We start from the raw sequence: 24,067 nt of genomic DNA, 5'->3' as shown, positions 1-24,067 counted from the left end.
CCGGGGAAAATATGGGCCAATGCCCCAAGGAGAGTGGCTGACACGCATCAGACCGCCGGACAAAGCAAAACACGCTAAGGAGACCACAAAATGCGTCACGCAAGAGGCTACCGCCGCCTGAACCGTACCCATGAGCACCGCAAGGCGCTTTGGGCCAACATGGCCGGCTCGCTCATCGAACATGAGCAAATCAAGACCACCCTGCCCAAGGCCAAAGAACTGCGCCGGATCATCGAAAAGATGATCACCCTGGGTAAACGCGGTGATCTGCACGCGCGCCGTCAGGCCGCTGCTCAACTGAAACAGGACCAGTATGTCGCGAAACTGTTCGACGTGCTTGGCCCCCGCTACAAAGACCGTCAGGGCGGTTATGTCCGCGTTCTCAAGGCGGGCTTCCGTTACGGCGACATGGCGCCGATGGCGATCATCGAGTTCGTCGATCGCGATGTGAACGCCAAGGGAGCAGGCGACAAGGCCCGCGTTGCGGCCGCCGAAGCCGAGGCTGACGAGGCCTGATAGCTGCCTCAAGCGCCCAGAATTTGAACGCCGCTGACCGCAGGGTTGGCGGCGTTTTGCCTTTGCGGGGCTCTGGCTTGCAATCCGCCCTCTGCCTGCGCATATCTACGTGCGCCGCATCGGTTGGCGGGGTAGGGTGCAGATATGGCTGATCTCTTTCAAACACCGGGCGACACGCCCCCCGATACCGCCCCGCGCCCCCTTGCGGACCGGCTGCGCCCGCGCAGGCTTGGCGATGTGATCGGGCAGGATCAGGTGCTTGGCCCCGAGGCGCCGCTTGGGGTGATGCTTGCCTCTGGCAGCCTGACGTCGCTGGTGTTCTGGGGGCCGCCGGGTGTCGGAAAAACGACCATCGCGCGGCTTTTGGCGGATGAAACCGACCTGCATTTCGTCCAGATCAGCGCAATTTTTACCGGCGTGCCCGACCTGCGCAAGGTCTTTGACGCGGCCAAGCATCGCCGCGCCAACGGGCAGGGCACGCTGTTGTTTGTGGATGAGATCCATCGCTTCAACAAGGCCCAGCAGGACGGGTTCCTGCCCTATATGGAGGATGGCACGATCCTGTTGGTCGGCGCCACCACCGAGAATCCCAGTTTCGAGCTGAACGCCGCCCTTATGAGCCGCGCACAGGTGCTTGTGCTGGAACGGCTTGCCCTGTCTGATCTGGAGCGGCTTGCACAGCGTGCCGAGGCCGATCTTGGTCGTACCCTGCCGCTTGATGGCCCGGCGCGCGAAACGCTTTTGGAAATGGCCGATGGCGATGGCCGCGCCCTGCTTAACCTGATCGAACAGGTGGCGGCCTGGAAGACCGATGTCAAGCTTGACAAGGTGGCCCTGTCCACCCGCCTGATGAAGCGGGCGGCGAAATACGACAAGGGCGGCGACGAGCATTACAACCTGATCTCAGCGCTTCATAAATCGGTGCGCGGCTCCGATCCCGACGCGGCGCTTTACTGGTTTGCGCGCATGCTGACCGGGGGCGAGGACCCCCGTTACCTTGCGCGGCGTATCATCCGCATGGCGGTCGAGGATATTGGCCTTGCCGACCCGCAGGCGCAAACCGTCTGCCTGCATGCCTGGGAAACCTATGAGCGCCTTGGAAGCCCCGAGGGCGAACTGGCGCTTGCGCAGGCGGTCACCTATCTGGCGCTGGCGCCGAAATCAAACGCTGGCTATGCGGCCTATAAGGCGGCCATGCGCGAGGCCAGGAAAACCGGAAGCGAGCCGCCGCCCAAGCATATCCTGAACGCGCCGACCAAACTTATGGCAGAGCAGGGCTATGGTGCGGGCTATGCCTATGACCACGACGCGGAAGACGGTTTTTCCGGTCAGAATTACTTTCCCGAAACGATGAAACGGCCGGTCCTTTATCAGCCGGTCGAACGCGGATTCGAGCGCGAGTTGAAGAAGCGACTCGAGTATTTTGCCAAGCTGCGCGCGCGTCGCGGCTAAGGGTTTTCGCCCTGTCAGATGGCGGGGCCATTCAAATCCGGGCGTTCAAAACTTTGATATCTTAAGGATTAAAGGCTGGAAACGTGGCCAATTTCGTGTTCTCATTATAAAATGTCGTATTTAAGCATCCTGCCACATAAACGGAAAAGGAAGCTTTGGAAGAGGGATAGCAAAATGTCCCCTCCAACGACTGCTCACATGAAAACAGGGAAAAACTATGAAAAAGAACAAGGACCAAGTCCTTATGGATCGGCTTGCTGATGCGGCCCGAGCCGGGACGATCTCGCGTCGGTCGTTTATGCATTATGCGGCGGCGGCAGGTGTCACTGCCTCTGCGGCGACCGGCCTTTGGGGCACGTCTGCCAAGGCAGCGCCCAAGCGCGGCGGCACGTTGCGGGTGGCACAGCATGACGGCAACACCTCGGATCAGCACGATCCGGGAAAATATCAGTCGAACTTTGAAATCGGCTATGGCCATACGGTGCGCGCCTATTTGACGATGATCAACGCCGACGGCACGCTTGGCCCGGATGTGGCCAAGGAATGGTCGGCAACGCCTGATGCCAAGGAATGGACATTCGTTCTGGACGAGCGCGCTACGTTCCACAACGGCAACAAGGTGACGGCGGCGGATGTCCTGGCCTCGATCAACCATCACCGCGGCGATGACGCGACCTCTGCGGCCAAGTCGCTATTGGGCGATGTGGTCGAAATTGTCGATAATGGCGACCATTCCATCACCTTCAAACTGGCCGGCCCGAATGCTGATTTGCCATGGCTGATGACCGACTATCACCTGACTGTCTTGCCCGCCAAAGCGGATGGCACGGCCGACTGGCAATCGGGCATCGGTTGCGGCCCCTACAAGGTGGCAGAGCTTGAATTCGGCGTCGGTGGGCGGTTTGTGCGGCACGAGGACTGGCACGGCGAGGGTGCGTGGTTCGACGAGGTCGAGGTTCTGGTCATCAACGATCCCAACGCCCGGCAAACCGCCCTGGTGACCGGTGACGTCGATACCGCCAGCCTGCTTGAGAACAAGACGCTGATGCTTTTGGCGCGTGATCCCAACATCGAGGTCGACAACATCTCGTCGGCACAAGCGATTACCATGCCGATGCATTGTGATGTAGCGCCCTTCGACAACCCGGATGTGCGCATGGCGCTGAAACTGTCGATCAACCGTCAGGAACTTGTCGACAAGATCACATTCGGGGCGGCGACCATCGGCAATGATTTCCATCATTCGCCCGCCATGCCCTATTTCCCCGAGGCGATCCCGCAGCGTGAATATGACCCGGAAAAGGCGAAATCCCTGCTGAAAAAGGCCGGTGCGGAAGGGTTGACCGTCAACCTGAGCACCGCGGATTCGATCACCACAGGCGCGGTCGATGCGGCTATCCTCTATTCCGAGCATGCCAAGGCCGCGGGGATCAACATCAAGGTCGTGCGCGAGCCGAACGATGGCTACTGGTCCGATGTTTGGCTGGTCAAGCCCTGGTGCATGGTGACCTGGGGCGCACGCCCGACGCCCGATGTGATGTACAGCCTGGCGTATAAATCCGATGCGGCCTGGAATGAATCGCATTGGCAAAACGAGCGCTTCAACGAACTGTTGTTGCAAGGCAAGGCCGAGCTGGACAATGCCAAGCGCATGGAAATCTATCACGAGATGGGCATGCTTGCGCGCGATGATGGCGGTACGGTGATCCCGTATTTCCCCAACTTCGTTTATGCCCGCCGCAGCAATGTCAAACATACCGGAAGCCTGTCGCCGGCATGGCAGATGGATGGCTATCGTTACGCCAGCCGCTGGTGGTTCGAAGGCTAAACGCACGACCGAAACCCGGCGTCTATGGCGCCGGGTTTTCAATGCTTCGGCGCATCTAATTGATTTCCCAAACTGCGTCGGAGCCACAAGCCAGAACCGGGTGCGACTGAAATCCGGTCAGAGCAAAAAACTAGACTGCCAGATCGGCAATCTGTGCTCATATGAGACATCGGATGCCAGAGCAGACAGCAGGAGGGACTGATGGGAGATATTCTAAGGCTCGTTGCAAAACGGCTTGGATTAGGATTGGGGATTTTGCTGATTATTTCGGCAATTATCTTCTTCATGGTCGAATTGCTGCCGGGCGACATCGCCCAGGCGGTTCTTGGACAGGGCGCAACACCTGAAAACCTTGCCGCTTTGCGCAAGGAAATGGGGTTGGACCAGCCCGCACTTGTGCGGTATTTTGATTGGCTCACCAACGCGGTCATGTTCGACTTTGGCAATTCGATCGTCACCGGCGAAAGCGTTGTCAATACGATCAGCGCACGCTTTGCGAATACGCTTTTCCTGGCCGCCTATGCGGCCGTTATCGCGGTGCCGATCTCGATTGTTCTTGGTGTGCTTGTGGCGCTTTTGCGCAACTCGATCTTTGACCGGGTTGTCAACGTTCTCACGCTCACCTCGATCTCAAGCCCTGAATTCTTCCTGGGCTATATCCTTATTCTCTATCTGGCGGTCAAAACGGGCATGTTTCCGGCCATTTCCAGCCTGAGCAACGACATGAACCTGGGTGATCTCCTGCACCGGACCTTCCTGCCGGCGCTGACGCTGGTGCTTGTGGTGACGGCGCATATGATGCGTATGACCCGAGCGGCGATTATCAATCTTCTGGCTTCGCCCTATATCGAGATGGCGCGCCTCAAGGGCACACCGCCCTGGAAGGTGATTGTGAAGCACGCGCTTCCCAACGCCTGGGCGCCGATTATCAATGTGGTCGCGCTGAACCTTGCCTATCTCATCACCGGCGTGGTGCTTGTCGAGGTGGTCTTTGTCTATCCCGGTATCGGTCAGGCGCTTGTCGATGCGGTGTCAAAGCGTGACTTCCCCGTGGTTCAGGCCTGCTGTCTGATCTTTGCGGCGACGTTTATCCTTCTTAACCTTGCAGCGGATGTCGGGGCTATCCTGACCAACCCGCGCCTGCGTCATCCGAAATAAGGGGGCAGAGACATGAATGTTTTCGTCATTATCTACTACACTCTGCTTCTGGGTGGCTCTTGTTTGGCGGCGTTTTACAACAAGCGCTCGGCTTTTCTGTTGCTGTTCTCGCTGACTTTGATCTCGTTCATTCTGGGTATTGTCGGCGGGGTCGGCGCCTTGCGGGTGGTTGCGACCTGTGCGGGGCTTCTGGCACTCTCGGCGATGGTGGCCTATGCCTTCCGCGAGTTTCTGGTGGCCATCGCGCCAACCAATCTGGCCAAGGAATTGCGCACCGCGCCGCTGACGGCAGGGTTCGGGATGTTCGTCATCTTCACCTATGCCATCGCCGGTATCTTCGCACCCTGGATCGCGCCATTCGGCGAGGCACAGATCATTTCCTCGGCCTTTGCGCCGCCGGATGAAACCATGCTTCTGGGGGCGGACCAGCTTGGCCGCGATATGTTCAGCCGGGTCATCTTTGGCGCGCGCAACACGGTTGCCCTTGCTCTGGCAGGGACGGTCATGGCCTTTCTCCTAGGCGCACTTGCCGGGCTTTTGGCGGCGACCACCGGCGGCTGGTTCGACCAGCTTCTTGCGCGCACCTCGGATGTGATCATGTCGATCCCCTCGCTGATTTTCGCGCTTTTGATGCTGTCGATCTTTGGGGGCGAACTTGCCAACAACACGACAAGTTTCATCCTGCTGACCGTCTTTGCCGGGGTAACCGGCCTGTTGGTGGTGAAGGCGGTTTCAGAGCGAAGCCTCATCGGCTGGATCATCGGCCTTGCCGTTCTGGCCGGGGTTTCGATGGCCTTTGCTGTCGGCATGCTGTCGATCTTCAACCCCTCCGAGATCATCCTGGTCCTTGTGGTCGCCGTGATCTATAGCCCGCGGGTGTTCCGCCTGACGCGGGCGGTTGCGGGCAACGTGGTTGTCATGGACTATATCGAGGCCGCAAAACTTCGCGGGGAACGCACCTGGTACCTTATCCGGCGGGAAATCCTGCCCAATTCAACCGCGCCTCTGGTGGCCGAATTCGGGCTGGAATTCTGTTTCGTGTTCCTTCTCATTGCCGGCCTGTCGTTCCTTGGCCTTGGCATTCAGCCGCCGACCGCGGACTGGGGATCAATGGTGCGCGAGAATGCGACGCTGATCTCGTTCGGTGATGTCACACCGCTTATTCCGGCGGGTGCCATCGCCCTGTTGACAGTTGCGATCAACTTTGTGGTCGACTGGATGCTTCATCGCTCCTCTGGCCTGAAAGGGTAATCGGATATGATAAAGAAAAAAGACGTTCTTCTGAAAATCAGGGACCTGAAAATCCAGGGCTACTCCGATGAAAGCTGGGTCGATATCATCAAGGGGGTCGACCTGACCCTGCACCGCGGCGAGGTCATGGGCCTTATCGGTGAGTCCGGTGCCGGGAAATCGACGATCGGGGCGGCCTGTATGGGCTATGCGCGCGATGGCACGCGGATCTCGAACGGTTCGATCGAGTTCGACGGGATGGAGCTTACCACCGCGTCCGAATCCGAGCGGCGCGCATTGCGCGGCTCTCGGATCGCCTATGTGGCGCAATCGGCGGCGGCCTCGTTCAACCCGGCCCACAAGATCATCGACCAGCATACCGAAGCGCCCCTGCAATACCGCCTTAAAAAGCGGGTCGAGGCGCAAGAGGATGCGATGGAGCTTTATGAAAAGCTGCGGCTGCCGAACCCTCATGAGATCGGCTTTCGCTATCCTCATCAGGTCTCTGGCGGACAGTTGCAGCGCGCAATGACGGCGATGGCAATGTCCTGTCGCCCCGACCTGATCATCTTTGACGAGCCGACCACGGCGCTTGATGTGACCACTCAGATCGAGGTTTTGGCCGCGATCCGGGATATCGTCGAGGAATACAACACCGCCGCGATCTATATTACCCACGACTTGGCGGTGGTGGCGCAAATGGCCGACACGATCAAGGTGCTGCTCAAGGGCGAAGAGGTCGAAGAGGCCTCGACCAAAGAGATGCTGGACAACCCGCAAGAGGAATACACCAAATCCCTCTGGGCCGTGCGCAGCTTTGAAAGCCCGCAGAAGTACCGCCCCAAGGATGGTGTTCCGCTGATTTCGGTGCAGCATGTTGATGCCTCCTATACCGGCGGCGACAAGGTTCTGGATGATGTCAGCTTTGATATCTACGAGGGCATGACAGTTGCGGTCGTCGGCGAATCCGGGTCGGGCAAGTCGACCACGGCGCGTTGTATCACCGGGCTTTTGCCGCCCTCCAAGGGCCAAATCCTGTTTCGGGGCGAGCCGTTCCCGCCGGATTACCGTGACCGGACCAAGGATCAGCTCCGCCAGTGTCAGATGATCTATCAGATGGCCGATACGGCGCTAAATCCCAAGGTGCGGATTTCGGAAATTATCGGTCGGCCGGCGGCCTTCTATTCGGGTCTTAAGGGTGCCAAGCTCAAGAACCGGGTGGATGAATTGCTTGACCTGATCGAGCTTGAGCCATCGCAGTATTACAACCGCTATCCGCCCGAACTTTCCGGTGGGCAGAAACAGAGGATCGGTATTGCCCGTGCGCTTGCGGCCGAGCCCAGCTTTATCGTCTGCGACGAGGTCACCTCGGCGCTCGATCAGCTGGTGGCCGAGGGTATCCTGCGCCTGCTTGACCGGCTTCAGGACGAGCTTAACCTGGCCTATATGTTCATCACCCACGATTTGGCCACGGTCCGCTCCATCGCGGATGAGGTGGTGGTGATGCAGCACGGCAAGGTGGTCGAACAGGGGCCCAAGGACGACATGTTCACGCCGCCCCACCATCCCTATACCGACCTGCTGCTTAGTTCGGTCCCCGAGATGGACCCGAACTGGCTTACCACGCTGCTTGAAGAGCGCGGCATTGACAATGTCGGTGATGCGGCGGCGGCCCGGATTGATCCAAACGACAAAAAGATCAGCACCACCTAGGCCAGGCGCCCCGTGGCGCGCAAAAAGTGAAATGGCGGATGGGGAAACCCACCGCCATTTCGCATTTCAACAGGTTTTGAAAAGCGCGTGTCGCGCGATCAGAGGATCGCCATTGCCGACAGGGCCATGGTGCCGACGATCATTCCATAGACGATCAGCACGGCAGGCCAGGTGGCACTATGCATACGCAATTCGCGGTTCAGTTCATCACGGGTCATGTTTGGCCTCCATCCTTGGTGTTGCGATCAAAGTCTATGTTTCGTCTGTGACCAGCACATATGCGAAATTTCACATCACGCAATGGGTAAAGTGGATAAAATTCATGCAGTTTGCGCAACACGGCTAGGCGCATGACGCATGGCGCCCAGAGTCGCCGAAACGAGATCGAAAAACGACAGAATTGACGCGGCGCAGGCCCTTGTCGGCCCGCGCCGAAAAATCAGCTGTTGCTGCCTTGCAACGGCATCACTTTTAATTCGCCTTCCTGGCGGGCCTTGATCGCCAATGCGGCGGCGTGTGACCCGGCGGCGGTGGTGAAGTAGGGAATCTTGTCATAAAGCGCGACCGAGCGGATTTCGCGGCTGTCTTCGACCGCTTGCGTCCCTTCGGTGGTGTTCATCACAAGCGCGATTTCCCCGTCTTTCAGCATGTCGACGATATTGGGGCGACCTTCGTAGACCTTGTTGACCACCTCGCAGCTGATGTCCTGCTCTTGCAGGAAGGCAGCTGTGCCGCGTGTCGCAACGAGGCCAAAGCCAAGATCGACCAGCACGCGGGCGGCCTCGATCACTTGCGGCGTCTTGTCGGTGTCCTTGATCGAGATGAACACATTGCCGCTGTCGGGCAGGTCCACACCGGCACCCATCTGAGCCTTGAGGAAGGCGCGCGGGAAGGACACATCCCATCCCATCACCTCGCCGGTCGAACGCATCTCGGGGCCAAGGATCGTATCCACACCGGGGAACCGCGCGAAGGGCAGAACCGCCTCTTTCACCGAGAACCACGGCATGTTGGGATCGGCCAGCGTCATCTGGTCGGCCATCGGCAGGGTGCCGGGCTTGGTGTCCTTGGGATAGGGGCCACGGTTCGGGAAGGCCGCCATTTTCTCACCGGCCATAAGCCGTGCCGCAATCGACGCAATCGCGCTGTCGGTGGCCTTGGCCACGAAGGGCACCGTGCGGCTTGCACGCGGGTTTACCTCGATCAGGTAGATATCGTCGCCCTTGACGGCAAATTGCACGTTCATCAGGCCGACCACGTTCAGCGCCAGAGCAAGCGCCTCGGTCTGTACTTTGATTCGTGCTATCACTTCGTCGCTCAGCGAATAAGGCGGCAGCGAACAGGCACTGTCGCCCGAGTGCACGCCGGCCTCTTCGATATGCTGCATGATGCCGGCCACATGCACGGTTTCCCCGTCGCAAAGCGCGTCCACATCGCATTCGATCGCGCCCGACAGATAGCTGTCAAGCAACACCGGGCTGTCGCCCGAGACCACCACCGCCTCGGCGATGTAGCGTTCCAGATGGGCCATGTCGCGCACGATCTCCATCGCACGGCCACCCAGGACATAAGAGGGGCGGATCACCAGCGGAAAGCCGATATCCTCGGCAATCGCAAGCGCCTGTTCGTCGGTGCTCGCAATCCCGTTATGCGGCTGTTTCAGGCCAAGCTTGTTGACAAGATCCTGAAAACGCTCGCGATCTTCGGCAAGGTCAATCGCGTCCGGCGTGGTGCCGAGGATCGGAATGCCTTCGGCCTCAAGCGCGCGGGCAAGCTTGAGCGGGGTTTGGCCGCCGAACTGAACGATCACGCCATGCAGGCTGCCGTTTTGTTGTTCGGTGCTCAGGATTTCCATGACATGCTCGAATGTCAGCGGCTCGAAATACAACCGGTCCGAGGTGTCGTAATCGGTCGAAACCGTTTCGGGGTTACAGTTGATCATGATCGTTTCATACCCGGCCTTGGTCAGGGCGAAACAGGCATGGCAGCAGCAGTAATCAAACTCGATTCCCTGACCGATCCGGTTCGGGCCACCGCCCAGAATGACGACCTTCTTGCGGTCGGTCGGGCGCGATTCACATTCCACCTCGTCCATCATCGGCGATTCGTAGGTGGAATACATATAAGGGGTCTGGGCCTCGAATTCGGCGGCGCAGGTGTCGATCCGCTTGAACACGGCCCGCACCCCGAGATTTTGGCGCGCACGGCGCACCTGACCTTCATCGCGACCCGTCAGAATGGCAAGGCGGGCATCGGTGAAACCAAGCATCTTGAGGGCGCGCAATCCGTCCTCGGTGACCGGCAGGCCATCGCGGCGAATCTGTTCTTCGGCCTCGACGATTTCGCGGATCCGGGCCAGGAACCACGGATCAAACGCGGTAGCGGCGTTGATCTCGTCATCGGTAAGACCGTGGCGCATCGCCTGCGCAATCGTGCGCATCCGGTCGGGGGTGGCCTGGCTGATCGCCTTGATCACGGCAGCCTTGCCAGAAGTTGCGTCTGTCGCCCCCTCGATCACCACCTCGTCGAACCCGGTAAGCCCGGTTTCCATGCTGGCCAGCGCCTTTTGCAGGCTTTCGTGGATCGTGCGGCCAATCGCCATCGCTTCGCCCACCGATTTCATCGCGGTGGTCAGATGCGGCTTGGCGCCGGCGAATTTCTCAAAGGCAAAGCGCGGGATCTTGGTGACGACATAGTCGATCGTCGGCTCAAAGCTCGCGGGTGTTACCTTGGTGATGTCATTGTCGAGCTCGTCCAGAGTATAGCCGACGGCCAGCTTCGCGGCGATCTTGGCAATCGGAAAACCCGTCGCCTTTGACGCCAGCGCGGAAGACCGCGAAACCCGTGGGTTCATTTCGATTACGACCATCCGGCCATCGGCGGGGTTTACGGCCCATTGCACGTTGGACCCGCCGGTTTCGACCCCGATCTCGCGCAGCACGGCAATAGAACCGTTGCGCATGATCTGATATTCCTTGTCGGTCAGTGTCAGGGCAGGCGCCACGGTGATCGAATCGCCGGTATGCACGCCCATCGGATCGACGTTTTCGATGGCACAGACGATGATGGCATTGTCCGCCTTGTCGCGCACGACCTCCATCTCGAACTCTTTCCAGCCAAGAAGCGACTCGTCGATCAGGATCTGGTTGACGGGCGAGGCATCAAGTCCGGTCTTGCAGAAATGCTCGTAATCGTCGCGGTTATAGGCCACGCCGCCGCCGGTGCCGCCAAGGGTAAAGGCGGGACGGATGATCGCGGGCAGGCCAACATATTCAATCGCGGCCATGCATTCTTCGATGGTGTTGGCAATCGTCGCCTTGGGGTTCTCGATGCCAAGCCGGTCCATCGCCTCGCGGAAAAGCTTGCGGTCCTCGGCCATTTCGATGGCTTCGCGGTTGGCGCCGATAAGTTCGACACCGAATTTCTCAAGCACGCCCATGTCGGCCACGGCCAGTGCGGTGTTCAACCCGGTCTGTCCGCCCATCGTCGGCAGCAAGGCATCTGGGCGCTCTTTCTCGATGATCTTGGCGATGGTCTCGGGGGTGATCGGCTCGATATAGGTGGCATCGGCCAATTCGGGGTCGGTCATGATCGTGGCCGGGTTCGAGTTGACGAGGATAACGCGGTATCCTTCTTCGCGCAGGGCCTTGCAGGCCTGTGCGCCGGAGTAGTCGAATTCGCAGGCCTGACCGATGATGATAGGCCCCGCTCCGATGATCATGATGGACGAGATATCGGTTCTTTTTGGCATGGGGCCCCCGGGCAGCTAAATGGGAGCAGGCAGTGGCCTGCCTGCGCGCGCAAATTGGTGCGGGTTATATCCATGATCCGGCGGGGTGCAAGGGCTGATACGCCCTGTATAGGCGAATCCCCGGGGATGCTCGGGTTTTCACGGCGGGCTGGTGCCCGGCATCCGAAAATGTCAGCGAACAATGGCCAGCCGGTATGATACACTCCTGAAAATGGCCTTGTGACCCGCGTTCCTTGCAAAAGGCGATCTTGTCAAGCGTGGCGCTGACCGCAAAACCAAGGCAAACCGACGCTTTTGAGGGTGTGTTTTGACCTCGGGGGGCCTAAATACCCCAGCACCAGCCAGGGGATGCGCAGAGTGCAGATTCGTTTCGATCATGGGCCTATGGGCGGCGCCTGTCAGTTCGCGCAGGCGGAGCGTCGGATCGTGGCCAATGACCCGGCCGAGGTGCCGGCCGCACTTGCCGCGCTTGATGCCGCGCGGGCAGAGGGGTTCTGGCTTGCGGGCTATGCCAGTTACGAGCTTGGCTTTGCGCTTGAGCCGCGCCTTTTGCCACTGCTGCCGAGCGACCGCCGCCTGCCATTGCTGCAATTCGGGGTTTACGGCGCGCCGTCGGTCGCCGGGGTATTGCCCGCGGGCAAGGCCGGGCTTGGCGATTTGCGCCCCGGTTGGGACGCTGCGCGTTATGCCCGTGCCTTTCAAGTGGTGCACGACTATATCTGCGCGGGCGATATATATCAGGCCAACCTGACCTTTCCCATTCGCATGTCGGCGACCGGCGGGGCGGGCGCGCTTTATGGCGCCCTGCAATCGGTTCAGCCGGTGCGCCATGGCGCGCTGGTCGAGGACGACACCGGCCCCGCGATCCTGTGCCGCTCGCCCGAGCTTTTCTTTCGCACCCATGCCGACGGGCGGATCGAAACCCGCCCGATGAAGGGCACGCAGCCCCGAAGTGCGGACCCGACCGAGGATGCCCGCCGCCGCTTTTTCCTGCAAAGCGATTCCAAGAACCGCGCCGAGAACCTCATGATCGTCGATCTGTTGCGCAATGACATCTCGCGCGTCAGCATGCCCGGCACGGTAACTGTCCCCGAACTTTTCTCGGTCGAAAGCTTTGAGACCGTGCATCAGATGACCTCGCTTATCACCGCGCAGATGAAGCCCGACACCGGGCTGTCGGACATATTCACGGCGCTGTTTCCCTGTGGGTCGATCACCGGTGCGCCGAAACTGCGCGCGATGGAAATTCTGGCTGATCTGGAGCAGGCTCCGCGCGAGATCTATTGCGGGTCCGTGGGCTGGGCCGCCCCGGACGGGCGTGCCGAATTCAATGTCGCCATTCGCACGCTGATGGTCGAGAGCGGCGAGGCCATGCTGAACGTGGGTGGCGGCGTGGTCTATGACAGCACCGCGACCGGCGAATACGAAGAGGCGCTCTGGAAGGCCCGGTTTGCCCGCGCGCTTACCCCGGCCTTTGCCTGATCGCCCCGCCTCTGGTTATTCGGCGACCTGACGGTGCCCCATATCGGTATCAGTGGGGTGATAAAGGTAATCGCGCGTCAGCGGCACGGCCAGTTGATCCGGCGATAGCTGGAACTGGAACACGACCTGGTCGTTAAGTCGAAAGGTCAGCTCGCTGGCAATCAGGTAATAGCGCCACATCCGACAGAACCGGTCATCATAAAGCGCGCGCACCTTGTCGATATTGGCCATGAAACGATCATGCCAATGGCGCAGCGTTTGGGCGTAATGCATCCGCCAGACCTCGACATCGGCGGTTACCAGGTTGTTGCGTTCAATCGCGGCCAGCGTTTCGGACATGGCGGGGCAATACCCGCCGGGAAAGATATATTTCGTGATCCAGGGGCTTGTTGCCCCTGGCGGTCCGGCGCGCCCGATGGTGTGAACAAGAGCAACGCCCTTGGGGGCAAGCAGCCGGTGGATCGTATCGAAATAGGCGTTGTAATGGGGCTGGCCAACATGCTCGAACATGCCGACCGAAACGATGCGATCGAACTGTCCCGTGACATGGCGGTAATCCATCAGCTTGAAGGTCACCTTATCGGCAAGACCTGCGGCCTCGGCGCGGGCATTGGCCATGGCGTGCTGTTCGCGCGACAGGGTGACGCCGGTGACATGCGCCCCGTAATCGCGCGCCAGCGTCAGGCCCATCCCGCCCCAGCCACAGCCGACATCAAGCACCCGCATTCCCGGCTCGATCAGGAGCTTGCCTGCGATATGGTGCTTCTTGGCCTCTTGTGCGTCCTCAAGCGTCATGTCGGGGCTGCGGAAATAGGCACAGGAATATTGCCGGTCCGCATCAAGGAACAGATCGTAAAGCTCGCCCGAGAGATCATAGTGATGCGCCACATTGGCCTGCGCGCGCGCCACCGGGTTGAACTGATCTATCCGTTGCATGAGCGATTTCAGCCCCTCAAGTGGGCGACGAAACCAGGGCTGGCCCTGGGCCGCGATATTGCTGATCGCCAGGCTGAGGAACCCGTAAAGATCATCGTCCTCAATTGTCAGGCGGCCATCCATGTACCCCTCGCCCACGGCCATATCCGGCGAGAGCACGATCTTGCGCGGCAGGCTTGGATCATCCAGCGTCAGCCCCACATCCGGCCCGCCCTGACCATCGCCATAGCTTCGTGTGCTGCCATCGGGAAAGGTCACACGTAGTCTGCCACGCTTCATCAGATGCGCCAGCAACCTGTCCAGAGCCATGATCCACATGTTTCACCCCTCATCTTGCGCGCGACAAGGCGCCTTCCTGCGGTGATGTTAAACCCGTGTCCTGATGCCGCATTGATGCGGGCTAATTGCTCGATAACGAATATTTTCCCGCAAAAAGGCCCATCTGTAAACGTTTTTAGCGGGTGGCGCAGGGGGTTGCCTCAGCCGCCCCTTGACTTTGCCGCCCCGCCAAGGTGTATCGGCCCGGACCATGAAAGTTGCCCCAAAGGGGCCCGAGAGAGGACGCCATGCACGCATATCGCAGCCATACTTGCGCCGACCTGACCAAATCCAACGTGGGCGACGCCGTTCGCCTTTCCGGTTGGGTGCATCGCATCCGCGATCATGGCGGGGTTCTCTTCATTGATTTGCGCGATCACTATGGCGTGACGCAGCTTTTGTGTGATCCCGACAGCCCGGTTTTCGCGCAGGTGGAAAAGCTGCGCAGCGAATATTGCATTCGAATCGACGGATCGGTGAAGGCGCGCGACGACAGCCTGATCAATGCCAAGATCCCCACCGGCGAGATCGAGGTGTTCATTCGCGACCTTGAGGTTCTCGGGGCCTCGGGCGAACTGCCGCTGATGGTGTTCGGCGATCAGGAATACCCCGAGGAAACCCGCCTGCGGTATCGTTACCTCGACCTGCGCCGCGAGGCGATGCAGACCAACATGACGCTGCGGTCGGATGTCGTGGCCTCGATGCGCCGCCGCATGTGGGACAAGGGCTTTCGCGAATACCAGACCCCGATCATCACAGCATCGTCGCCCGAAGGTGCGCGTGATTTTCTGGTGCCTTCGCGCCAGCATCCCGGCAAGTTCTATGCCCTGCCGCAGGCACCGCAGCAGTTCAAACAGCTGATCATGGTCAGCGGTTTTGACAAGTATTTCCAGATCGCGCCCTGTTTCCGTGACGAAGATCCGCGTGCCGACCGCTCGCCGACCGATTTCTATCAGCTTGACCTTGAAATGTCCTTTGTCGAACAACAGGATGTGTTCGACACGATCCAGCCGGTCATACAGGGCATTTTCGAGGAATTCGGCAAGGGCGCGGCGGTCGATGCCCATTGGCCGCATATCTCGTATCGTGACGCCGCACTCTGGTATGGCACTGACAAGCCCGACCTGCGCAACCCGATCAAGATGCAGGATGTCAGTGAGCATTTCCGCGGCTCGGGCTTTGCGATCTTCGCCAAGCTGCTGGAACAGGAAGGTACCGAAATCCGCGCCATTCCCGCCCCCACCGGCGGCAGCCGCAAATTCTGTGACCGGATGAACTCCTTCGCGCAGAAAGAGGGCCTGCCCGGCATGGGCTATATCTTCTGGCGCGAGGGGGAAAACGGTGTCGAGGCCGCGGGCCCGCTCGCCAAGAACATCGGCCCCGAGCGCACCGAGGCGATCCGCCTGCAACTTGGCCTTGGCAAGGGCGACGCGGCGTTTTTCCTTGGTGGCAAGCCGACGGTCTTTGAGCGGGTTGCGGGCAAGGCGCGCACCGTCATCGGCGACGAGCTTGGCCTGACTGATCAGAACCGGTTTGCCTTTGCCTGGATCGTCGATTTCCCGATGTACGAGGCCGATGAGGAAACCGGCAAGATCGACTTTAGCCACAACCCGTTCTCGATGCCCCAGGGCGGGCGCGAGGCGCTCAACGGCAATCCGCTTGAAGTGCTGGGCTATCAGTATGACCTGAGCTGTAACGGGTACGAGCTTATTTCCGGTGCGATCCGGAACCACAAGCTTGATACCATGATCAAGGCCTTCGAACTGGCGGGGTATGACGAGGCCGAGGTGCGCAAGCGCTTTGGCGGCATGGTCAACGCCTTTCAATACGGCGCGCCGCCCCACGGAGGCTGTGCGGCCGGGATTGACCGGATCGTGATGTTGCTGGCCGAAACCGCCAACATCCGCGAAGTGATCATGTTCCCGATGAACCAGCGCGCCGAAGACCTGATGATGGACGCGCCCTCTGATCCGACAAGCGATCAGCTGATGGAGCTTGGCCTGCGGGTCATCCCGCAGGACTAAGCCGTCAGTTACGCGGTAAAACGGGGGCTTTCCTTTGGCGCGGCATGGGTACATGCTTGCGCCAGAGGATTTATGTAAAAGGCTTTTTATGCTTCAAGAACGTTCCCTTGGCCCGAAGCTGCCCGATTGGAAGGAACCGCCCGTTCCCGAAGGCGTGCCGCTTGTCGGGCGATATGCGGCGCTCGAGCGGCTTGACGCCGACCGCCACGCCTCTGATCTGCACCGCGCCAATAGCGCCAGTGATGCGATCTGGGATTACCTTCCCTATGGTCCGTTTTCATCCGCGGCGCAATATCACCGCTGGGCGCGTCAGGTTGCGGTTGGGCAGGACCCGCTGTTTTACGCCATCACCAATCTGGAAACCGGCCAGTTGGGTGGCGTCGCCAGCTATCTTCGGATCACCCCGCAATCGGGCAGCATCGAGGTTGGGCACATCAATCTGTCGCCCTCGCTGCAACGCACCCGCGCGGCGACCGAGGCAATGTATCTGATGATGAAATGGGCGTTTGAGGCGGGGTATCGGCGCTATGAATGGAAATGCGACGCGCTCAACATGCCGTCGCGACGTGCGGCACAACGCCTTGGTCTGAGCTACGAGGGTATTTTCCGTCAGGCCACCGTGGTCAAGGGCCGCAATCGCGACACCGCCTGGTTCGCCGCGATTGATGCCGAGTGGCCCGCCCTCGACGAGGCCTTTCAAATCTGGCTGGCGCCGTCGAATTTCGATGCACAGGGCCAGCAACGCGAAAGCCTGAGCAGCCTGACCCGCCTAGTACGCGCTGCCGGTGATCCCGAGCAGGATTAGGGCAGGGCGCCTATGCCTTAGATCGCCAGCCGGTTTTGAAGGCGCTTTTCAATCAGCCCGACGATCGGCGCCACGGCATCCGTCCCCGCCGTGCCGCCAAGCCGCCTTGCCGCCGCCGCGAGGGCACTGTCCCCGGCCGATTGTGCCACGCCTTCGAGAAACTGCGCGATATAGGCCTGCACCGGCGCGTCATGCCCGCCATCCAGAAGGTTGAGCACATGTTCTAGATCATCGCGGTACGCCAGCGGGTCCGGGTTTATCCTTTCGGTGGTGATCCCATAGGGGCCGTTCGGGCGGCGGTCGGCCGGAATATGACACAGGATCTTTTGCTGAAATGTGCCCAGGCTGGTTATCGGCTTGAGCAGGAAACCATCCGCCCGGCCCCGAGCACGCCATGTTCGGTCCTGGCGTCACCACTTGTGCCAAGAATCACGCCGACGCGCGGTGCGGCGCGATCCAGCTCTTTGATAAGCTCGGCCCCGGATCCATCAGGAAGTCCAAGATCAATGATCGCCACCGAGGGGCGATAAACCCGAAGATGTCGGCGCGCCGAGCGCAGGCAATCCGCCCGCCTGATCCGCGCCCCGCTGCGCAGGCACATCAGGCGCAGCGCTTCGCTGGCATAGCGGCTGTCTTCTACGGCGAGAACCGTCATCCCCAAAAGCGGGCGGCTGCTGGTGGGTGTGCGCTGTGGCGCAAGGCTGTCGAGATCACTCATCGGGCTGATCCTTTGTTGAACCGGGTCCGCACAGGATTACGTAGGGATGGTGAATCCGGCGTTAATGCGCGGGTTGCGTCCCCCTGTCGCTTGTCAGCGGACCTTCGCGCCCCCATAACACCCCCAGACCAGATGAAAGGAACCAGCCATGATCGGACGCCTCAATCACGTTGCCATTGCCGTGCCGGATCTGACCGCCGCTGCCGAGCAATACCGCACGGCGCTGGGCGCCAAGGTGGGGGCGCCGCAGGATGAACCTGACCACGGGGTCACGGTTATCTTTATCGAATTGCCCAATACAAAGATCGAATTGCTTTATCCATTGGGTGAAAACAGCCCGATCAACGGGTTTCTGGAAAAGAACCCGGCCGGAGGGATTCACCATATCTGTTACGAGGTTGATGACATCCTCGCCGCCCGCGATCAGCTGTTGAAAACTGGCGCTCGGGTTCTTGGTACGGGCGAGCCCAAGATTGGCGCCCATGGCAAGCCGGTGCTGTTCCTGCACCCCAAGGATTTCAACGGCTGCCTTGTCGAGTTGGAGCAGGTCTGATGGGAATCACCTCGGGCATCGTTCTTTTCGCGGTGATCTGGTTCATGACATTTCTGGTCGTGATCCCGATTCGCATTCAAACTCAGGGCGACCTCAACGAGGTCGTGCCCGGCACCCATGCCGGATCACCCGAACATCACCACCTGCGCAAAAAGGCCTGGATCACCACCGGGGTCAGTGTCGTGCTCTGGGCAATTATCGGCGGTACGATCCTGTCGGGTGCCATCACCGTGCGCGATCTCGATATGTTTAACCGGATGGGGCAGGACCAGAGCGCGCCGCAATAGCGTGATAGATATGGGTAAAGGTCGCCGCGCCCAGGATCGGGATCACCAAGTTTACCAGCGGAAGCGATAGCGGCATCGCCATAAGTGTGCCCGCCGCCCAGATCGTAAGCCGGTTCTTGCGCCGCATTTCCCTGGCGCGGGCACGCCCGATCCGACGCATTGCGGCGAGTTGGAAATATTCCATCCCAAGCAAATACCCGTTCAGCCCCCAGAAAATGAAAAGCGCGAAGGGCGTGAAGATCACATAGGCGATCAGTGCCACCAGGTTGGCCCCGATCAGGACGCCAAGAAAATTCACCGTATCGCGAAACGCCTCGCCAAGTGGCACTTTGCGCGCTGCGCCAAGCCCGCTGTAATGGCGATCCTCGACCGCCTGCGCGACCTCATCAAGAAACATCGAGGTGATGGCCGAGGCGACCGGCACCATCAGGAACGCCGACAGCACCATCATAAGCAAAAAGCTGCTCCAACCCAGAAGATCGTTAAGCCAAGTCACCTCGCCTATAAAAGGCAGTGTGCTCGTGTCCCCGACAAGGACCTGGATCAGCCCCAGAAACAGCGCATAGGCGGCGACCAATAGCGCCAGCGTCAGCCCGACACCGATGAGCAGGACACGTTGGAAGCGGCGGTCGCCAATCTGTGACAGGGCTTTGAAAAAGCTCGTGAATATCATGCCGAAACCCAGGTCGTGATCTGGTCCAGATCCGGGCGCGGCCGCTCTGGCGGCACGCTTGCCTCGGTGCCGATATGGATGAAACCGGCGATCCGCTCGGACGGGGCAAGCCCCAGGGCGGCCTCGGCAAAGCCCCGGTCATGGCTGGCCCATCCGCTTAGCCAATTGGCGCCCCAGCCCGCCGCCAGTGCTGCGTTCAAAAGCCCAAGACACACACAGCCCGCCGAATAGGTCTGTTCGATGGCGGGAACCTTCTCGGATGGCTTTTGCACTTCGATCACGGCCACCGCCAGATGCGCCATGTCGAACTGACCCCGCGCCTTGGCGATATCCTCGGGTGATTTGCCAAGCCGTGCGCCGACACCCTCAATCAGCCCCGCGATCCGCAACAGCGCGCCGCGCTCCAGCACGACAAAGCGCCAGGGTTCCAGTTTGCCGTGATCCGGGCTTCGGGCGGCAGCGCTCAGAAGCGGGCGCAACTCGGCGCGCCCCGGCACCGGCAGAACAAGCGTCTTGGCAGGACGCGAGCGGCGGCTTTGCAGAAATTCAAGGGCGACTGGGTTCGGGCTTGGCATGGCAACCTTTCAACTTGATTGTGGCTTACATGTCGGCAAGCCGGGCACCGGGGTCAAGGGGCAGGGCCTTTAAAACCGCTTGGAACGCGTGACGCCAGCGGGTAATCAAGGCCATGGATATCCCCGATCTAAGTCACCTTGCCAGCACCGGCACCCAGATCGCCCTGCGCGTGACACCCAAGGCGTCGCGCAACCGCATAACGGCCGAGGCGGATCATCTCCGGGTTTATGTCACCACCGTTCCCGAGGACGGCAAGGCCAATGCCGCCGTGCAAAAGCTGTTGGCCAAGGCGCTTGGCCTGCCCAAGACGCGCCTGCGCCTTATCCGCGGGCAAACCTCTCGCGACAAGGTGTTCGAGGTAGAGTAGATAAGGTTTCCATTGCATGATGGCGCAGGTCTAAACGCGCCGTTTCTTCGTGCAATTCAGCCAAGGATGACCGATGATAGTTTTACGGGAAGAGGCGTTATGCTTTGTCCTCCAGCGTCGGCAGCTTGTGCTCGACCGAAACGCCGGGACCATTCTCCGGCTCGTGTTCCCATTCGCTGATCCACTTTTGGGCATCTTCCAACTCGTTCATGTGAAATAGCGCGACCGGGCAACTAATAAGTGGTGCAAAGGTTTTGACTCCCAGGCGTAGCCAGACATTATCAGTCACAACCGCCACACCGGCCATCTCGCGCATATGCAGGAAACCGAACTTGGTGTCGTCCCAGGCGGCACCAGTGGAGTATCCGGAAAAGTCGTCGCCAAACACGCAGAGGAGTTTCACCTTGCCCTCCTGCCGGACCATTTCTTCAAATTTCGGTATCAATACGGTTTCATAATCTTGTCTGGTCAGCGTGCCATGCGCGGAGACCGCCAATACGTCAGCAGCATATCCATCCAGAATCTCGAAATTTTGCGCCGCGTTTGTCACCTTGCTCTCCCGTCGAATGCGGCCCGTATTAAAAAGCTCTCTTTCAGTGGGAACCTGTCTCGGGCACGGATTGTTCAGTCCAAGGGTATCAGTCGCGACATGGTGCAGAATTGATATATCGCAAGTGCCGTTTCATCCGCTCGGCAGCGAGAAGTGCAATCGTGAAACCGGCCTCTTACGCTACACGTCAGCCATTTGTCGGACGTCGCGTACATGTTGGGCAATCTCGCGTAAATGGCGCTCGTCCGTTCCACAGCAACCGCCGAAAATATCCATATGCGGAAGGCGCCTTGCAACATCAGCCATTTGTTCGCCCAACTCTTGCGGATCGCCATCCTCGAGATGCCCAAGCTTGCACAGTGCGATCTTTTCCATCGCCGAGGCATTGGGGCGGATACATCTTAGACGACCTTGCCACGCACCCCCATCCAGGGCCGGTTCGAATTCCATAGGATGCGAGCAATTACAGGCAAAAAAATCCGGACCCGCGTCAGTCTGCCTGTCGATTTCGGTAATAGCCTCGCTAAGGGTCGGCCCCGATTTCAACTTGCAGGTGCTGTCCAGTGTCAGGCCCATTGCAAGCGGCAATCCCGCCGATTTTGCGGCTCGGGCCAGGCCGACCGCTTCGGGAACATTGTTGAATGTCATTGCCCAGGCCATATCGACCTGAGCCTGTTTGAGGGTTTCCAGTTGAACCGAATGATACTCTTCAGCCTCATCGGCCGTGATTTCACGGTTTAACGAATAGGCGTCACCGCGCGGACCGATCGTTCCTGAAATATATATCTTTTCGATATGCGCCTCATATTCGCGGGCAAGGTCACGCAGAAAATCAATGCTTCGGTGCTGCATCGTGGCCAGACCCTCTTTCGAGTAGCCAAGAAGGTCACCCCAATCGGGGCTTGCGCGGTAATCAAGCCCGTTCATGACAACGCAGAACCCTGTTTCGGCGGCGACGGCCAACATCCGCCTCCAGATGCCTTTCATGGCCTCCAGCGCCGCAGGGTCATCCAGAAGAGGAAACATCGCAAACTGCGGTAGTTCGAACCCGTCCTTGTACATGATCTCTGTTTCGACCCCACCTTCGGTTAAATAAAGGCGGCCATTGCCTTGAGGTGGAAAAATGGATTTTGCCATAGTCTGTCCCTCCCTTAGCTATGATCAATATGCTAGGCTCAGGCCCGAATTCAGTCAAATCAGGCCTGACGTCCAGGATATGTGTCATGGCGGATTGGCGGGAAATGTCCTCAATATCGGCGGCTCAGGGCCTGTGGATGGCCGCTTTGTTTTGCGCACCAGCCATGTGCACTGGCAAGAACCGTGTTCCGGCTTAAGCTTAGGCCACACCCGCGCGCAGAGCGTCATGGATATGCACCAGGCCCTGCAACTGACCTTTATCATCCACCGCGAAAAGCGCGCTGATCTTATGGGCATTCATCACGCCAAGCGCCTCTGACAGCAGGGCATCGGGTGAAATGCTGCGCGGATTATAGGTGGCAATCTCGCCGGCTGTGCGGCTCATCAGCTGATCCAGATTGCGCCGCAAATCGCCATCCGTGATCACCCCTTTAAGCTTGCCATTCTCGACCAGTGCCGCCACACCAAACCCCTTGGCTGTCATCTCAAGCAGGGTTTCGCCCATCCCCGTCCCGGTCGCGACGACCGGCAGGGCGTCGCCCCTGTGCATGACCGACGACACCTTAAGCAATTGCGCCCCAAGCGTGCCACCGGGATGAAAGGCCAGGAAATTCTCGCGCTCAAACCCGCGCATCCGCATCATGGCCACCGCCAGGGCATCGCCAAGCGCCAGCGTGCAGGTCGTGCTTGTGGTCGGCGCCATGCCAATCGCACAAGCCTCGGGGGCATCGGGCAACTCAAGCAGGTGGTCGGCCTGCTGCGCCAGGGTGCTGTCGGCTTTCTTGGTGATAGCCACCAGGGGGATCGCAAAGCGCCGGGTATGGGCAATGATATCGGCGAGCTCGCGGGTCTCGCCGGAATTGGAAATAAGGATCACCGCGTCCTGAGCGGTGATCATGCCAAGGTCGCCATGGCTCGCCTCGCCGGGATGTACATATTGCGCCGGCGTGCCGGTGCTGGCCATGGTCGCGGCGATCTTGGCGGCAATATGCCCCGACTTGCCCATGCCCGACACGATGACGCGGCCACGCACCTGCAACAGCTCGGTGATCACCTGGTCAAAGCGTTCCGGCAGCCCGTCGCGCAGCGTGTTCAACGCCTCTGCCTCGATCCGAAGGACCTCTCGGGCAATCTGGGTCGGCGTTTGGCTTGCAGTCATGGCAGGACTCCTCTTTGGCGGGTTGATACAGCGCCCCGGACCCAAGGCCAAGCCCTCGCCGCGGGCGACGCATTTTGCGGCTGGTCAGACTGTGCGACCCACTTTAACGTCGCGCCCATGAACGCCGATATTCAGATCCTCGATAGCCGCTATGCCTGGACACGTCTTGCCGTGTCGCTGCTGATTGCCATGGTGGGCAATGTCGGCATGTGGTCGATCATCGTGGTGATGCCCGCGATGCAGGTTGAATTTGGGGTCGATCGAGCGGCGGCATCGCTGCCCTACACGATGACCATGGTGGGCTTTGCTATCGGAAATTTCGGCATTGGACGGATCGTCGACCGCTTTGGCATCTCGACCGCCTTGTGTGGCGCGGCAATGCTTATCGCGACCGCCACCGGCCTGGCGGCGATCAGCCCCTCAGTGGTGGTTCTGGCCGGGCTGCAAATCCTGATCGGATTTGGCACCGCAGCAAGCTTTGGCCCGCTCATCGCCGATGTGTCGCTCTGGTTCGTGCGCCGCCGCGGCATCGCCGTGGCGATCACCGCAAGCGGCAATTACCTGTCGGGTGCGATCTGGCCGGTGATCCTTGCAGGGATCCTGGCCAATCAGGGCTGGCGCGCGGTCTATCTGGTGCTGGCGGTGGTGACGATTGTGACTGTGATCCCGCTTGCCCTGCTCCTGCGTCGCCGGGTGCCGCTGGCGGCGCGGGTGCATGCCGACACCCTCTCAAGTGCGCGGGCGGGCGCCGCAGGCATAGCGCCGCGCACCCTGATGCTGATGCTCGGGCTGGCGGGGGTCGGGTGCTGCGATGCAATGTCGATGCCGCAAGTC

At 60.0% G+C, this 24,067-nt stretch carries 20 protein-coding genes and 1 pseudogene; 13 read left to right on the top strand and 8 right to left on the bottom strand.

Annotated features, from left to right (window positions below; all coding sequences use genetic code 11):
- The first annotated feature begins 90 nt into the window (after positions 1-90).
- The 6 genes from rplQ to QZ522_RS06385 all read left to right on the top strand — a co-directional run bounded on the left by rplQ (position 91) and on the right by QZ522_RS06385 (position 7,897).
- Entirely contained in the window at positions 91-516 is a 426-nt protein-coding gene (gene rplQ, locus QZ522_RS06410) for a 50S ribosomal protein L17 (RefSeq protein WP_092840439.1), read from the top strand.
- Positions 517-660: 144 nt separating this feature from the next.
- Positions 661-1,968, top strand: coding sequence for a replication-associated recombination protein A (locus tag QZ522_RS06405; protein ID WP_294608822.1), 1,308 nt, complete (start codon positions 661-663; stop codon positions 1,966-1,968).
- A 244-nt stretch (positions 1,969-2,212) separates the two neighbouring features.
- Positions 2,213-3,796 (top strand): ABC transporter substrate-binding protein, encoded by a 1,584-nt coding sequence (locus tag QZ522_RS06400; RefSeq protein ID WP_294608820.1) that lies wholly within the window; start codon positions 2,213-2,215, stop codon positions 3,794-3,796.
- Positions 3,797-3,997: 201 nt separating this feature from the next.
- Positions 3,998-4,954 carry an ABC transporter permease gene (locus QZ522_RS06395; protein ID WP_294608819.1) on the top strand — a complete coding sequence of 319 codons (957 nt, stop codon included), beginning with the start codon at positions 3,998-4,000 and terminating at the stop codon, positions 4,952-4,954.
- Positions 4,955-4,966: 12 nt separating this feature from the next.
- The gene (locus QZ522_RS06390; protein ID WP_294608817.1) at positions 4,967-6,205 is read left to right on the top strand and encodes an ABC transporter permease; all 1,239 of its coding nucleotides are present in this window, start codon (positions 4,967-4,969) and stop codon (positions 6,203-6,205) included.
- Positions 6,206-6,211: 6 nt separating this feature from the next.
- A complete protein-coding gene (locus tag QZ522_RS06385) occupies positions 6,212-7,897 on the top strand; it encodes an ABC transporter ATP-binding protein (RefSeq protein ID WP_294608815.1) in 1,686 nt (561 codons plus the stop codon).
- Between the two features lie 439 nt (positions 7,898-8,336).
- Here QZ522_RS06385 and carB read toward each other — a convergent pair whose 3' ends face one another.
- Positions 8,337-11,648 (bottom strand): carbamoyl-phosphate synthase large subunit, encoded by a 3,312-nt coding sequence (gene carB / locus QZ522_RS06380; protein ID WP_294608813.1) that lies wholly within the window; start codon positions 11,646-11,648, stop codon positions 8,337-8,339.
- 357 nt (positions 11,649-12,005) lie between these two features.
- Here carB and QZ522_RS06375 point away from each other — a divergent pair, with 357 nt between their 5' ends.
- Positions 12,006-13,130, top strand: a complete 1,125-nt coding sequence (locus QZ522_RS06375) for an aminodeoxychorismate synthase component I (RefSeq protein WP_294608811.1) — start codon at positions 12,006-12,008, stop codon at positions 13,128-13,130.
- 15 nt (positions 13,131-13,145) lie between these two features.
- On the opposite strand, the gene QZ522_RS06370 is transcribed toward QZ522_RS06375, so the two are convergent.
- On the bottom strand, positions 13,146-14,384 hold the full coding sequence (locus QZ522_RS06370) for a cyclopropane-fatty-acyl-phospholipid synthase family protein (RefSeq protein ID WP_294608809.1): 1,239 nt from the start codon (positions 14,382-14,384) through the stop codon (positions 13,146-13,148).
- Positions 14,385-14,632: 248 nt separating this feature from the next.
- On the opposite strand from QZ522_RS06370, the gene aspS reads away from it, so the two are divergent.
- Positions 14,633-16,408, top strand: a complete 1,776-nt coding sequence (aspS, locus tag QZ522_RS06365) for an aspartate--tRNA ligase (protein WP_294608807.1) — start codon at positions 14,633-14,635, stop codon at positions 16,406-16,408.
- An 88-nt stretch (positions 16,409-16,496) separates the two neighbouring features.
- Positions 16,497-17,213 (top strand): GNAT family protein, encoded by a 717-nt coding sequence (locus QZ522_RS06360; protein ID WP_294608805.1) that lies wholly within the window; start codon positions 16,497-16,499, stop codon positions 17,211-17,213.
- Positions 17,214-17,230: 17 nt separating this feature from the next.
- Here QZ522_RS06360 and QZ522_RS06355 read toward each other — a convergent pair.
- Positions 17,231-17,931 (bottom strand): annotated as a pseudogene (locus QZ522_RS06355) (response regulator).
- Between the two features lie 148 nt (positions 17,932-18,079).
- Between QZ522_RS06355 and mce the strand changes: the two are divergent.
- Together mce and QZ522_RS06345 are read left to right on the top strand one after the other, a co-directional pair.
- Positions 18,080-18,484 (top strand): methylmalonyl-CoA epimerase, encoded by a 405-nt coding sequence (mce, locus tag QZ522_RS06350; protein WP_085827576.1) that lies wholly within the window; start codon positions 18,080-18,082, stop codon positions 18,482-18,484.
- Positions 18,484-18,771 carry a DUF1467 family protein gene (locus QZ522_RS06345; protein WP_294608801.1) on the top strand — a complete coding sequence of 96 codons (288 nt, stop codon included), beginning with the start codon at positions 18,484-18,486 and terminating at the stop codon, positions 18,769-18,771. The genes mce and QZ522_RS06345 overlap by 1 nt, the downstream gene beginning before the upstream one ends.
- Here QZ522_RS06345 and QZ522_RS06340 read toward each other — a convergent pair.
- Positions 18,734-19,444, bottom strand: coding sequence for an EI24 domain-containing protein (locus QZ522_RS06340; RefSeq protein ID WP_294608800.1), 711 nt, complete (start codon positions 19,442-19,444; stop codon positions 18,734-18,736). The two genes, QZ522_RS06345 and QZ522_RS06340, sit on opposite strands and share 38 nt — an antisense overlap.
- Positions 19,441-20,019, bottom strand: a complete 579-nt coding sequence (locus QZ522_RS06335; RefSeq protein ID WP_294608798.1) for a nitroreductase family protein — start codon at positions 20,017-20,019, stop codon at positions 19,441-19,443. Before QZ522_RS06335 ends, QZ522_RS06340 begins: the two co-directional genes overlap by 4 nt.
- A 113-nt stretch (positions 20,020-20,132) precedes the next feature.
- On the opposite strand from QZ522_RS06335, the gene QZ522_RS06330 reads away from it, so the two are divergent.
- The gene (locus tag QZ522_RS06330) at positions 20,133-20,387 is read left to right on the top strand and encodes a DUF167 domain-containing protein (RefSeq protein WP_294608796.1); all 255 of its coding nucleotides are present in this window, start codon (positions 20,133-20,135) and stop codon (positions 20,385-20,387) included.
- 97 nt (positions 20,388-20,484) lie between these two features.
- On the opposite strand, the gene QZ522_RS06325 is transcribed toward QZ522_RS06330, so the two are convergent.
- The 3 genes from QZ522_RS06325 to QZ522_RS06315 form a co-directional block, all read right to left on the bottom strand.
- The gene (locus QZ522_RS06325) at positions 20,485-20,937 is read right to left on the bottom strand and encodes an STAS/SEC14 domain-containing protein (protein ID WP_294608795.1); all 453 of its coding nucleotides are present in this window, start codon (positions 20,935-20,937) and stop codon (positions 20,485-20,487) included.
- A 180-nt stretch (positions 20,938-21,117) separates the two neighbouring features.
- Positions 21,118-22,074, bottom strand: coding sequence for a homocysteine S-methyltransferase family protein (locus QZ522_RS06320; protein WP_294608794.1), 957 nt, complete (start codon positions 22,072-22,074; stop codon positions 21,118-21,120).
- A gap of 199 nt (positions 22,075-22,273) precedes the next feature.
- On the bottom strand, positions 22,274-23,233 hold the full coding sequence (locus tag QZ522_RS06315) for a KpsF/GutQ family sugar-phosphate isomerase (protein WP_294608792.1): 960 nt from the start codon (positions 23,231-23,233) through the stop codon (positions 22,274-22,276).
- A gap of 117 nt (positions 23,234-23,350) precedes the next feature.
- Here QZ522_RS06315 and QZ522_RS06310 point away from each other — a divergent pair.
- Positions 23,351-24,067 (top strand): MFS transporter (locus QZ522_RS06310; RefSeq protein WP_294608790.1); only part of this gene is annotated, 717 nt, incomplete at its 3' end.

Origin of the sequence: uncultured Roseovarius sp. (assembly GCF_913054395.1) — a bacterium.
Taxonomy (GTDB): domain Bacteria; phylum Pseudomonadota; class Alphaproteobacteria; order Rhodobacterales; family Rhodobacteraceae; genus Roseovarius.
This window is presented reverse-complemented; position numbering and strand designations above follow the sequence as displayed.